This is a genomic window from Achromobacter sp., from assembly GCF_032113835.1.
In the GTDB taxonomy this organism is placed as follows: Bacteria; Pseudomonadota; Gammaproteobacteria; order Burkholderiales; family Burkholderiaceae_B; genus Achromobacter.
In genome coordinates, this window is record NZ_DAMCTG010000036.1 from 34,620 (window position 1) to 47,570 (window position 12,951).

Sequence of the window (12,951 nt, forward strand, 5' to 3'; positions counted from 1 at the left end):
GAGGTTGCCACCGCGGTACGCAAGGCCGGCGCCGGCCTTTGCGCAACGTCAAACCGGGTGCAACCAGGCCAGCAATGCCATGCGTCCCGTCACCTCGTCGCGGCGGTAGGAAAAGTACCGGTCCTTGCGCGTCACCGTGCATTCCCCGCTGAGGGACACCTCTTGTACCCCGGCGCGACGCAACCGGAAATCGGCCAATCCGGCGAGGTCGGCCAGCCACTTGCCGGCGACGCCGTTACGCGGCGTGAAAAAGCGCGCCGTCGCCGGGTCGTCCGCGGTGAAGGCGTCCAGCACGTCCTGCCCGACCTCGAAGTGCTCAGGACCGATGCCCGGACCGACCCAGGCGCGCCATCCGGTCGCCTGCGGCGCCTTGGCGCGCATGGCGTCCAGCGTGTGCTCCAGGACCCCGCCCGCCAGGCCGCGCCAGCCGGCATGCGCCGCGCCCAGCACCTTGCCCTCGGCGTCGGCGATGACCACCGGCAGGCAATCGGCCACCATGATGGCCAGGACGCGCCCGGGCTGCGCCGTGACGCTGGCGTCCACGGCAGGCTCGGCCGGCACGTCGGCCGCATCCGCGTCCACGACCTGGCTGCCATGCACCTGACGCAGCCACAGGGGCTGGGCGGGCACGGCCGCGCGCACGCGGCGCCGGTTCTCGGCGACGGCCTCGGGGTTGTCCTCGGCCCGAAGGCCGAGATTGAGGGAGTCATGCGGCGCCACGCCTGCCCCGCCCGCGCGGGTCGTGCAGAAGTAGCTCACGCCCTGCCATTCGGGTCCGGTGACCACGGGCAGGTCTGCAATCAGGCGTTCCATGCAATGCTCTCCTGGACCTGAGCCATGTCGGCAGGCACCGGCGCATCGAAGTGGACGTCGCCCTTGCCCGCGGGATCGTCGAAATGCAGCGCGCGGGCGTGCAGCATCTGGCGCTGCGCCCCGGCGATGTTCCTGCCGCCGTAGATCGTGTCGGCCAGCAGCGGATGCCCAAGGCTGGCCATGTGCACGCGGATCTGGTGCGTCCGCCCCGTTTCCAGGCGGCACACCACTTCGGTGACCCGGCCGCCAGGTTCCACCGCGCCGTGGCGGGCCGGCGCGTAATTGGTGATGGCCGGCTTGGGCGCGACGGGCCGCTCGACGCTCATGCGCACCGGCACGCGCGGATCGCGCCCGATGGCGCGGTCGACCTTGCCCGCGGCGGCAACCCAGCCGTGCGCCAGGGCCACGTATTCGCGGCCCATGCTTCGCGCCTGAAGCTGGCGCACGAGATGGGTCTGGGCGATGTCGTTGCGGGCCACGACCATCAGGCCGGAGGTGTCCTTGTCGAGCCGGTGCACGATGCCCGCGCGGGCAACCTGCGCCAGTTCCGGGTAGCGATGCAGCAGGCCGTTGAGCAGCGTGCCGCTCCAGTTGCCGGCGCCCGGATGGGTAACCAGGCCCGCCGGCTTGTTGACGACGATCCAGTCGGGGCTTTCGGCGACCACGCCGAATTCCACGGGTTCAGGCGTGAAGGCCTGCGCGTCGGGCGCGGGCTGGGCCCAGATGGTGAGCTCGTCGCCGGGGCCGACCGTCTGGCGAATCTTGCCCGGCGCCCCGTTGACCAGGACGTTGCCGGATTCGATCCAGCCTTGCAGGCGATTGCGGGAATGGTCGGGCAAAAGGCCCGCCAGAACCTTGTCGAGCCGGTCAGCGCGCGTGGCGGACGGCACGGTTACAAGTTGTGGCTCGGGGCGGCCGGATTCGTCGAGATTTTCGTCGGCGCTGTCGTCGGAAACAAGATCTGCGCGGGCGGCTGTATCAGACATGGAGACAAATCATATAATCAGCCTGCCATGCTAACACCAAGGATACGATTCTCGTGATTCACCACCCTGCAGCTCCCTCGAACCCCGCATCCCGCAGCGGGTCGGTTTTGCGCGTGGTCATCGCGCTTTTTGCCGTCATCGTCATCGCCGGTTGCAGCGGGACGGACGGCAAGTACGACAAGACCACCAACTGGAGCGCGGAACAACTCTACGCGGACGCCAAGGCCGAAATGGCATCGGGCGGCTGGAAAGAAGCGCGTGAGCGCCTGACCGCCATCGAAAGCCGCTACCCGTTCGGCGTCTACGCCCAGCAGGCGCTGCTTGAACTGGCCTACGTCAACTGGAAAGACGGCGAAAACGAGCAGGCGCTCGCGGCCATCGACCGCTTCCAGCAGCTCTACCCCAATCACCCCGGCACCGATTACGCGCTCTACCTGAAGGGCCTGATCAACTTCACGCCGGCCAGCGCCTTCATGAGCAACATCACCGGCCAGGATCCGGCCGAGCGCGATCCCAAGGGCCTGCGCGCGTCCTATGACGCCTTCACCGAGCTAATCAAGCGCTACCCGGAAAGCAAGTACAGCGTCGACGCCGAAAAGCGCGTGGCGTGGCTGGTCAACACCATCGCCATGAACGAAGTCCACGTTGCCCGCTATTACTACGAGCGCGGCGCCTACGTGGCCGCCGCCAACCGCGCGCAGACCGTCATCACCGACTTCGAAGGCGCCCCCGCCACCGAAGAGGCGCTCTACCTGATGGTTCAGTCGTACGACAAACTGAACATGACTGACCTGAAGAACGATGCGCAGCGCGTCTACGACAAGAACTTCCCGAACAGCGCGTTCCGGACCCAGGGCCTGAAGGCCGACAAGAGCTGGTGGAATCCCTTCAACTGATTCCGCCTGCATGGGAAAAGAAAAGCCCTTCAGATTTCTGAAGGGCTTTTTTTCGTCTGTGCGGCGGGGGGGTGCGGGGTGTTATGGGCGGTTTTATGCGCCGTCCGGTCCGCGCTTGCGCTGGTAGAACGCCAGCACCTCTTCCAGTTCGCGCGTGCGCGCAAACGGCGGCAGGCCGCGCCACAGGCGCTTGCCGTACGGCTTTTCCACCAGCCGCGCGTCGCCCACCATCAGCACGCCCCAATCGGATTCGGTGCGGATCAGCCGGCCAGCGCCCTGCTTGAGCGAAATGGCGGCTTCGGGCAACTGGTATTCCGCAAACGGATTGCCGCCCTGCGACCGGCAGGCGCGCAGGCGGGCCTCGATGACGGGATCGTCGGGCGGCGCGAACGGCAGTTTGTCGATCGCCACCAGCGTCAGCACGTCGCCCGGCAGGTCAATGCCTTCCCAGAAGCTGGCGCTGCCGACCAGCACCGGATGCTTGAGCTTGCAGAAGCGGTCCAGCAGGTCGCGACGGGTACCCTCGCCCTGCTTGAGCAGCGGCCAGTCATGTCCCGCGTCGTCGAAGGCATCGGCCAGCAGGTTGGCGACCTTGTCCACGGCGCGCAGCGTCGTACAGAGCACCAGCGTGCCGCCCGGGCTGGCCTCCAGCAGCGGCATCAGCGTCTGGACGAAGCGGTCCAGGAATTGCGGCGATTGGGGTTCGGGCATGCCGCGCGGCACGAACAGCAACGCCTGCTCGGGGTAGTCGAACGGCGACTCCCACTTGCCGGTGCGGGCGGTGTCCAGGCCGAGCTGGCTGGTGAAGTGCGTGAATTCGCCGTTGATCGACAGCGTGGCCGAAGTCATGATCCAGGCCTGGCCGGGCTTGCGGAACTTGGAGAACGCCTGCGCCACGGACAGCGGCGCCGAATGCAGCCGCACGTGGTGCAGGCCGTGCTCGACCCAGCGCACGGCCGGGCCCGTCCATTGTTCGGCCTGCGCGGCGCCTTCAAGCAAGGCCGCGGGCGTGGACGGACCGTCGCCCAGCGGGCTTTGCACGGGGGCCTGATCGTCGCGGCCCCAGCCCTCGTCGTCGTGCGCGCTGCTGCTGCGGCCGGGCGTCGCCCAGCGCTTGAGCTTGACCGAAATCTCCGCGCCCATGCGCGCGGCCGCGAGCAGATCCGGATGCTTTTCGGCGACCGCGCCCAGCGCTTTGGTGGCGCTGTCGATGGCTTCGCGCAGCGACAGCAGCGCTTCGTCGAATTCCTCGGGGTTGGGGATGGCCTCGAACGTGGCCTTGCGGCCCGGCATCTTGTCCAGCGGCGCACAGACCAGCCGCAATTCGCGCGCGGCGGTTTCAATGTGACGGCTGACGTCGCTCCATTTGGCGGCTTCGCGCGCATAGGCCAGCCCCGCGACTTCCAGCGCGCGGCCGAAGTCCATGAGCTGGTGCGTGGATACGCTGTTGCCCAGAAAGCGCGTCGCGGTGTCGGGCAACTGATGGGCTTCGTCGAAGATGACGGTGTCGGCTTCAGGCAGCAGGTCGGTGACGCCCTCTTCGCGCAGCATCAGGTCGGCCATGAAAAGCGCGTGGTTGACGACGACGACGTCGGCCTCCTGCGCCTGGCGGCGCGCCTTGACGACAAAGCAGTCGCGGATGCGCGGGCATTCCTGGCCCAGACAGTTTTCGCGGGTGGACGTGACGCGTTGCCAGATGTCCGCGTCTTCGGGCACCTGCGCGAGGTCGCTGCGGTCGCCCGTTTTGGAGATGCCCGCGAACACCTGGATCTGACGCAGCTGCTGGATTTCGGAGCGGGACTTCAGCGCGCGCTCGTCGCCCTGCAGGCGTTCGAGGTGATAGTGGCACACGTAGTTGCCGCGGCCCTTGAGCAGCGCAGCCGTGACGGGTGCGGCCAGCGCGGCGCGCACGCGCGGCAGATCGCGCGCGAAAAGCTGGTCCTGCAGGGTGCGCGTGCCGGTGGAAATGAGCACCTTGCCGCCCTGGATGAAGGCGGGTACAAGATAGGCCCAGGTCTTGCCGATGCCGGTGCCGGCTTCGGCCACGAGCGTGGCGCGGTCCTGGATGGCCTGGCCGATGGCCTGCGACAACTCCACCTGCGAGGGACGCGGCTTGTAGCCGGGCAAGGCCGTGGCCAGCGGCCCGTCCTCGTCAAAGAATTCGGATATGTCCAGGTCCAGCATTACAGCAGCCTAATGAATGGCCCCAAATGATACCCGGTGGCGGGCCGTTTTCCTGCTTGCGGCCCACCGCAACGCCGCTGACAGAGGGACGGATCGGTCCCTTGCGCCACGTTCCGTAACAACGGCTTATGGCACAATCCGCCCCTCGTTTTCCCTTTTTGCCGTCGTATAGAGATGTCTGAAACTTCCACTATCACGAACGTCGCCACCGGCGTCGACAACGCCCGCATCGTCGCACAGCTCGCCACCGAGCTGGGCGCCCGCGCCTCCCAGATCGCTGCGGCGGTGGAACTGCTGGATGACGGCGCCACCGTGCCCTTCATCGCCCGCTACCGCAAGGAAGCGACCGGCGGCCTGGACGACACCGTGCTGCGCAACCTGGAAGTCCGTCTGGGCTACCTGCGCGAGCTCGAAGAACGCCGCGGCGCCATCCTCGAATCCATTTCGCAGCAAGGCAAGCTGACGGCCGAGCTGCAGCAGGAAATCGCCACGGCCGACACCAAGCAACGCCTGGAAGACCTGTACGCGCCGTATAAGCCCAAGCGCCGCACGCGCGCCCAGATCGCCCGCGAAGCCGGCCTCGAACCGCTGGCCGACGCCATCCTGGCTGATCCCGCCTGCGATCCCGCCGCGCTGGCCGCGCAATACCTGAATCCCGAAGCCTCCATCAATGACGCCAAGGCGGCGCTCGATGGCGCGCGCGACATCCTGGCCGAACGCTACGCCGAAAACGCCGACCTGCTGGCCGACATGCGCGAGCACCTGTGGTCCACGGGCCTCGTGTACTCCAAGATGATCGAGGGCAAGGAAACCGAAGGCGCCAACTTCCGCGACTGGTTCGACTTCAACGAGCCGCTGCGCACCCTGCCCTCGCACCGCATCCTGGCGCTGTTGCGCGGCCGCCAGCAAGGCGTGCTCGAGCTGCGTCTTGGCCTGGAAGCCGACCTCGAAGCCCAGACGCCGCACCCGTGCGTGGCCCGCATCGCCAACTTCCTGAAGCTGGACAACGGCCTCTTCGCGCTGGACGCCACGCCGCGCGCGCGCTGGCTTGGCGAAGTCTGCCGCTGGACCTGGCGCGTCAAACTGCTGACCGCATTCGAAAGCGAACTGATCGGCCGCCTGCGCGAAAGCGGCGAAGCCGAAGCGATCCGCGTGTTCGCCGCCAACCTGAAAGACCTGCTGCTGGCGGCGCCTGCCGGTCCGAAGGCCGTGCTGGGTCTGGATCCCGGCATCCGCACGGGTTGCAAGGTGGCCGTCATCGACAAGACCGGCAAGGTCGTCGACACCACCACCGTGTATCCGTTCGAACCGCGCCGCGACCGCGAAGGCACGATCAACACGCTGGCCGCACTGGTGGCGCGCCACAGCGTGGACCTGATCGCCATCGGCAACGGCACGGCCTCGCGTGAAAGCGAAAAGCTCGTGGGCGACATGATGGAGCGTTTCCCCGACCTGAAGGTCACACGCGTCGTCGTCTCCGAAGCGGGCGCGTCGGTGTATTCCGCATCGGAAACCGCCGCACAGGAATTCCCGGATCTCGACGTGACGCTGCGCGGCGCCGTGTCCATTGCGCGCCGCCTGCAGGATCCGCTGGCCGAACTGGTCAAGATCGATCCCAAGGCCATCGGCGTGGGCCAATACCAGCACGACGTCAACCAGCGCGAACTGGCGCGCTCGCTGGACGCCGTGGTCGAAGACTGCGTGAACGCGGTGGGCGTGGACGTGAACACGGCGTCGGCCGCGCTGCTGGCCCGCGTGTCCGGCCTGAACTCGCTGCTGGCCAAGAACATCGTGTCCTTCCGCGACGAAAACGGCGCGTTCCCCACGCGCGAGGTCCTGCGCAAGGTGCCTCGCTTTGGCGAGAAGGCCTTTGAACAGGCTGCCGGTTTCCTGCGTATTCCCAATGGCGAGAACCCGCTGGACGCCTCGTCTGTCCACCCCGAAGCCTACCCGGTGGTCGAACGCATCGTGGCCAAGATCAAGGCGGAAGTGAAGCAGATCATCGGCCAGCGCGAAGCCCTGAAGGGCGTGTCGCCGTCGGACTTCACCGACGAGCGCTTCGGCCTACCGACGGTCAAGGACATCTTCGCCGAACTCGAAAAGCCCGGCCGCGATCCGCGCCCGGAATTCAAGACGGCGCAGTTCAAGGAAGGCGTGGAAACGCTGAATGACCTGTACCCCGGCATGGTGCTGGAAGGCGTGGTGACCAACGTGGCCAACTTCGGCGCGTTCGTCGACATCGGCGTGCACCAGGACGGCCTGGTCCACATCTCGGCGCTGGCCGAGAAGTTCGTGAAGGATCCGCGCGATGTGGTGCGCGTGGGCCAGACGGTCAGCGTCAAAGTGCTGGAAGTGGACGCGGCGCGCAAGCGCGTGGCGCTCACCATGCGCCTGAATGACACCGCCGCGCCCGCCCGCCGCAGCGCCGATGCGCCCAAGGGCGGCGACCGTCCGCGCCGTCAGGGCGATGGCGGCCGCAATGCAGGCGGCGGCGCCGCGGCGTCGATGAACAGCGCCATGGCTGACGCGTTTGCCAAGCTCAAGCGCTGATCCGCTGATCCGCTGATCCCTCGGGATCCCTGCTTTACCCCGATCCCGGCGTCCGAGGCGCCGGGATTTTTCTTTGGGCGGCCGCTTTCACGCCGCCTCGCTGCGGCCTAGGGCTTACCCCTAGATCACCCGCTTTCGTTGCGTTCCCTCAATTCGAAATCACAGAAATAAGTGAAAATATCGAATTGTGTCTAAATAATAAAAATCGGAGTGGCAACCGCCGAACACGAGAGTGGCCACCGGCGACACAAACACCCACGGTCAGGCGAGCTACTGCGCGAAGCGTCTAACGGGGAGCAGCATCAGAACAAGAGCGCGCCCCTTGATAGCCCGGAGATCCGTTCCGTCATGCTCAGCACCATTACCCTTGCCGCAAACGAAACCGCAACCATCACCGACAAGGACGCCACGGCAAGCGGCATCTACGGCGACGTCACGTTGGGTCAGTATTCGCATCTGATCGTCGACGGCGCCGAGGTCACCTTCAAGCACGTCACGCTGGAACGCCTGGGCAGCCGGGTCATCGAACTGCGCAATGGCGCGCAACTGCACGTGGGCGCGCTGGGATTTGCCAGCATGGGCGCCAGCATCGTCTACCGCATCGGCGTCGGCTGCGTGATCACCTACGACGCCAGCCAATGGGATCCCGAGGTCGTGGCCAACACCACGTTCGACTTCGCCAGCGAAGGCAGCGGCACGCTGAAGTACTTTCCGTTCATCAATCCGGAATGGCTGGACTGTCCCAACGTCACGGGCTATTCGGACGGCGACCAGCTTGAAATCGCGGGGCAAAGCCGCGTGCAGCGCTTTCAGGTGCGCGACGGGCGCATCGTCGCCAGCGCCAACCTGAACTGAATGCAAAACGGCGCGGATTGCCCGCGCCGTCTTCGTCTATCGCGTATCAACGACCAATCAGCGATTATTCCTGCGCCATCGAAAGCAGCGCTTCACGCGTGCGCGCGATGCGTGCAGCGGGTTCGCCCTGCGCGCCTTCGGGGGCGGCAGCCACCGTCACGCCATCGATCACCACCGCGTAGCCCTGGGCATTGGCCTGCAGGACGCTATCGGCGGGTTCGGACTGCAGGCGGCGCATCAGGGCGCCGGCTTCCTTGGGATCGGCAAAGCGCTGCGACAGCAGCAGTTCCTCGCCATCAGCCGCCAGCAGACGGAAGCGGAAGCCGCCGTCCTCGTCGCGGAAGCTGACGAAACGCGCGCCCTTGGATTTTTCCTTCTTGCCCTGGGCGCCCTTGCCCGCCGAGGCGGCGGCGCCCAGCGTGCGCAGGCCCACGGCCTCGCGCAGCTCCTGCATGAACGGCACGGCAAGCTTGCGCGCCTTGGCGGCGCCCGCCTGCAGGATGTCTTCGATGCGGCCCGGATTCGCCATCAGGTCGATGTACTTTTCGCGCATCGGGGCCAGCAGGTTTTCCAGATGCTCGAACAGCGCCTGCTTGGCATCGCCCCAGCCCATGCCGGCCTCGAGCTGCTGACGGAACGCCGCCGATTGCTCGGACGTGGCAAACGCGCGGTACAGCGTGTACAGGTGGGACGATTCGGCGTCCTTGGGTTCGCCGGGCTCGCGCGAATCGGTCACGATGCGCATCACCGAGGCGCGCAATGCGCTCTTGCCGCCTTCGAACAGCGGAATGGTGTTGTTGTAGCTCTTGGACATCTTGCGGCCGTCCAGCCCCGGGAGCGTCGCCACGTCTTCTTCGATGACCACTTCCGGCAGCGAGAAATATTCGCGGCCGTACAGGTGGTTGAAGCGCTGCGCGATGTCGCGCGCCATTTCCAGATGCTGGATCTGGTCGCGGCCCACCGGCACCTTGTTGGCGTTGAACATGACGATGTCCGCGGCCATCAGGATCGGGTACGAGAACAACCCCATGGTGATGCCGTCGTCCGGATCCACGTTCTTGGCCACGTTCTGGTCCACCGAGGCCTTGTAGGCGTGCGCCCGGTTCATCAGGCCCTTGGCGGTCACGCAGGTCAGCAGCCAGCTCAGTTCGGGGATCTCGGGGATGTCCGACTGGCGGTAGAACGTCACGCGCTCGGGGTCCAGGCCCACCGCCAGCCACGTGGCGGCGATCTCAAGGCGCGAGCGCGCGACGCGCGCCGGGTCGTCGCACTTGATCAGCGCGTGGTAGTCCGCCAGAAAGAAGAATGCGTCCACGCCGGGCTGCGTGCTGGCCTGAACCGCCGGACGGATCGCGCCCGCGTAGTTGCCGAGATGGGGGGTTCCAGTCGTGGTGATGCCGGTAAGGACGCGGGTGTTCATGAGGCGAGAAGGCGGTTGCTAGGGGAAGCCCTGAGTGTAACGTGCCGCAGCCTGGCCCTGCCCCGCAAAACCCGGGAACCCGCGCTTACAGCACAGCCAGCACCGGCGCCGCCAGCGCGCACAGGCCGCCCGCGGTCAGCGCGGCGCGCGGCCGGAAGGTCAGGAACCAGATCAGCAGCAGACCGGCGATGCTGAGGATGCCGATCCATTCGACCGTGCCGTAACTCCAGCCCCAGACCGCCGCCGACGCCCACAGCGACAGCGCAAGCGAGACCCAGCCGAACACCCGCAGCGGCAGCCGATGGCGGCGCGGCAAGGCACGGTCGAACAGGTCTTCGTAGTGACGGTCCATGGCCAGGCACAGGGCGGAAAACCCTGCGTAGGCCAGGCAGAAGGCGGCAAGCGTCATGGCGTATCACCTCGCGGTTCAAAAGCGGTTCGGTGCACGGCGGCCGGGACGGCGGGCTCGTGCAGAGCTGTGGCTGTAGCGGGAGCAGCGGCGGAGACAGCGTTCTTGACCGCCTCGTTGCGCGCCGCGCGCGGCTTGCCCGCCTTTTTGGCGGGCGCCTTGCGGGCCCGGGCGGCCTTCACCGCCATCCAGGCAAAGAACAGGGCGCTGGCCAGGCACGTCAGGTCAAAGCCCGCCATCACCCAGTCGCCCTGCGGCAGCGAAACGCCCAGGTGCCGGTCGGTGGTCAGGGCATTGACCACCGGCACCAGCGCCAGCGCGGCGGCGGCAATGCCCAGCAGGTCCTGCCACTTGCGCCGCTGGAACAGAAACGCGTAAACCAGCGACAGGCCCCAGGCGATGAAGAAGGCGCGCACCTCCCAGACCTGGCGGCCGGGCATGTCGGCCGGCAAGAGCCGGTTTGCCAGGAACACCGCCGCCACGCCGAACACGACGCCCGCGATGGTGCCCGCGTTCAGGCCGTCGACGAGCCGCAGCGAGAAGGCTTCCCGCGTGTCGCCCGGCCGCGCCTTCTGGCGGCGCTTGGCGATCCACAGCACGAGACCCGTGGCGACCATGGCCGTGCCGGCCAGGCTGACGATGAAATAGAACCAGCGCAGCAGCGGCTCGGCGAACAGCCCCAGGTGCAGGCCGGTGATCACGCCCGCGGTCACGACGGTGGCGCTGTGGTCGTCCTCGGACTCCTGCAATGCGCCTGTCACGCCGTCAAAGCGCATGAAGGGCGCCAGCAGGCCGTACGACACGCCGTCACCCACGTTGCGCACCAGCGTGATGGTGGCGCCGGCATCGCCGGGATTGTTGACGGTCACCCGCCCCACCCGGCCCTGCCAATGCTGCTGGGCCTGATCCACCAGCGGCGCGATGTCCACGAGCGGCGCCGGCTGGTTCTGCGGCGGCGTGATCTTGTTGGCCTTGAAGACCTCGTTCGTGAACTGGCGCGGATTGTCGTAGGCGGCCTGGATGCCCGCCGGCATCAGCATCACCATGAACAGCACCAGACCGCTGAAGGTGATCATCAGGTGAAACGGCAGGCCCAGCACCGACAGCACGTTGTGGCCGTCCATCCAGGCGCGCTGCCCGCCCTTGCCGGGCCGGAAGGTGAAGAAGTCCGCAAAGATCTTCTTGTGCGTGATGATGCCGCTGATGATCGCCACCAGCATGAACATGCCCGCGATGCTGGCCAGCCAGCGTCCCCACGGAAACGCGGTTTCCAGTTCGAAATGGAAACGGTAGAAGAAGTCGCCGCCGCGCGTCTGGCGCGCCGTCACGGGTTCGCCGGTGGCCGCGTCCAGCTTGACGCGCACGAAGCCGCGTTCACCCGGTTTGGGCTTGGGCGTCTGGTACAGCAGTTGGATAAGGGGCTCGCGGTCCGACGGCGGCGCGATGAACCAGCGCTTGGCGTCGGGCGCGTGTTCCGCCAGATAGCGCTGCGCCGTGGCGACGGCCTGGACTGCCGGCGCCGGCCGCACCTGGATTTCGGGCTGCATCCAGCGCGTGATCTCGGGCCGGAAGAAGGCCAGCGAGCCGGTCAGGAACATGGCGAACAGCACCCAGCCGAAGATCAGGCCGGACCACGTGTGCAGCCAAGACATGGACTGGCGCAGGCCCTCTTCGCCGGGATGCTTGTGCTTGGCCGCCTTCATGCCGCCACCAGCCGGTGCGCCAGGAACAATCCGCCCAGCAGCGCGGCAGGACCCAAAATGCCGGCCCAGGCGCGCCAGGCGTTGCGGGTGGCGAACACCCAGATGACGCCGCAGGCGTAGACCACGAAGGACAGCATCTGCGCCGCGGTCACGGCGTCTGCGCGCCCCATGGGCAGCCAGACAGCCAGACAGGCGGCGGCCGCCGACGCCAGGGCATAGCCGCCCAGGATGGCGGCCGTCGCACGAGAGAAAACGGCCATTCTGTAGCGCATCATGCCTGCGCCGGCTGCGGGAGCTTTCACGGGGAGTTCTAGGTGGTTGCGGGACCGTGGCGGCCCCGGGGATGGGACGGGGTTTCGGAGCTTATCCGCCTTTCCCTGTATAAGGCCTGAATTATAACTATTCTCGTTAAGACAGGGACGGCAGTTTCGGACCAAAAGAAAAGGCGGCTCGCCTTGGAGCCGCCTGTTGGCACTGGTTTACCAGCGATACCGCAAGCTGGCCTTGATGGAGCGCTGGTAGCCGAACCAGCACCAGGATTCGCCGGAGCACGACGCGATGTACTCCTTGTCGAACAGGTTCTGCACGTTCAGCGCCACCTGCATGCCCTTGAGCGCGGGCGAAGCGCGGCCCAGGTCGTAGTCCAGCATCAGGTCGACCAGCGTGACCTTCGGCACCTTCATCGTGTTGGCCTCGTTGGCATACGACGAACCGATGTAGCGCACGCCGCCGCCAATGCCCAGGCCGGCCAGCGGTCCTTCCTGAAGCTGGTAGCGCGCCCACGCCGACGCCTGTTGCGACGGCAGCGCGGCCGGGGTCTTGCCGGTCAGGTCGAAGCCCGCCGCATTCGGATAGGCCTTGGTGTACTCGTTGTTCATGAGCGAGTACGCGGCGATCAGCGACAGGCCGCGCATCGGCTCGGTCTTGGCTTCGAGTTCGATGCCCTGCGTGCGCAGCTCGCCCGCCTGGATCGAGCAGCGGCCGCCGGCCGTGCCGCACACGTGCGTCGGATCCGGATCGGTGGTCGTCATGTTCTCGCGGCGGATGTCGAACGCGGCGAACGTCAGCATCGTGGCCGAACCCGGCGGCTGGTACTTGATGCCCACTTCGTACTGCTTGCCCTCGATCGGCTTGA

Annotated in this window: 11 protein-coding genes; 3 read left to right on the plus strand and 8 right to left on the minus strand. The window is 66.9% G+C overall.

All coding sequences use genetic code 11. The features are described 5' to 3' along the window. Positions 1-48: 48 nt before the first annotated feature. Both pgeF and RT697_RS14415 read right to left on the minus strand, forming a co-directional pair. The gene (gene pgeF / locus RT697_RS14410; protein ID WP_313699739.1) at positions 49-813 is read right to left on the minus strand and encodes a peptidoglycan editing factor PgeF; all 765 of its coding nucleotides are present in this window, start codon (positions 811-813) and stop codon (positions 49-51) included. Next, a complete protein-coding gene (locus RT697_RS14415; protein WP_313699741.1) occupies positions 801-1,799 on the minus strand; it encodes an RluA family pseudouridine synthase in 999 nt (332 codons plus the stop codon). Before RT697_RS14415 ends, pgeF begins: the two co-directional genes overlap by 13 nt. A gap of 107 nt (positions 1,800-1,906) precedes the next feature. Here RT697_RS14415 and RT697_RS14420 point away from each other — a divergent pair, with 107 nt between their 5' ends. Further along, positions 1,907-2,695, plus strand: coding sequence for an outer membrane protein assembly factor BamD (locus RT697_RS14420; RefSeq protein ID WP_313699755.1), 789 nt, complete (start codon positions 1,907-1,909; stop codon positions 2,693-2,695). Positions 2,696-2,788: 93 nt separating this feature from the next. On the opposite strand, the gene RT697_RS14425 is transcribed toward RT697_RS14420, so the two are convergent. Further along, the gene (locus RT697_RS14425; RefSeq protein WP_313699743.1) at positions 2,789-4,879 is read right to left on the minus strand and encodes an ATP-dependent DNA helicase; all 2,091 of its coding nucleotides are present in this window, start codon (positions 4,877-4,879) and stop codon (positions 2,789-2,791) included. Between the two features lie 174 nt (positions 4,880-5,053). Here RT697_RS14425 and tex point away from each other — a divergent pair, with 174 nt between their 5' ends. Both tex and RT697_RS14435 read left to right on the plus strand, forming a co-directional pair. Next, complete coding sequence (tex, locus tag RT697_RS14430; protein ID WP_313699744.1) at positions 5,054-7,429, plus strand: RNA-binding transcriptional accessory protein Tex; 2,376 nt, start codon at positions 5,054-5,056, stop codon at positions 7,427-7,429. A gap of 348 nt (positions 7,430-7,777) precedes the next feature. Beyond that, entirely contained in the window at positions 7,778-8,284 is a 507-nt protein-coding gene (locus RT697_RS14435; protein ID WP_313699745.1) for a hypothetical protein, read from the plus strand. Positions 8,285-8,348: 64 nt separating this feature from the next. On the opposite strand, the gene RT697_RS14440 is transcribed toward RT697_RS14435, so the two are convergent. The 5 genes from RT697_RS14440 to RT697_RS14460 form a co-directional block, all read right to left on the minus strand. After that, a complete protein-coding gene (locus tag RT697_RS14440; RefSeq protein ID WP_313699746.1) occupies positions 8,349-9,704 on the minus strand; it encodes a tryptophan--tRNA ligase in 1,356 nt (451 codons plus the stop codon). A gap of 85 nt (positions 9,705-9,789) precedes the next feature. Continuing rightward, positions 9,790-10,113, minus strand: coding sequence for a DUF3325 domain-containing protein (locus RT697_RS14445; protein ID WP_105237873.1), 324 nt, complete (start codon positions 10,111-10,113; stop codon positions 9,790-9,792). After that, positions 10,110-11,816 carry a PepSY-associated TM helix domain-containing protein gene (locus RT697_RS14450; RefSeq protein ID WP_313699748.1) on the minus strand — a complete coding sequence of 569 codons (1,707 nt, stop codon included), beginning with the start codon at positions 11,814-11,816 and terminating at the stop codon, positions 10,110-10,112. Before RT697_RS14450 ends, RT697_RS14445 begins: the two co-directional genes overlap by 4 nt. Next, on the minus strand, positions 11,813-12,118 hold the full coding sequence (locus RT697_RS14455; RefSeq protein ID WP_105237871.1) for a DUF3649 domain-containing protein: 306 nt from the start codon (positions 12,116-12,118) through the stop codon (positions 11,813-11,815). Before RT697_RS14455 ends, RT697_RS14450 begins: the two co-directional genes overlap by 4 nt. Before the next feature lie 177 nt (positions 12,119-12,295). Then, the coding region (locus tag RT697_RS14460) for a TonB-dependent receptor domain-containing protein (RefSeq protein ID WP_313699751.1) at positions 12,296-12,951 on the minus strand (656 nt) is incomplete at its 5' end.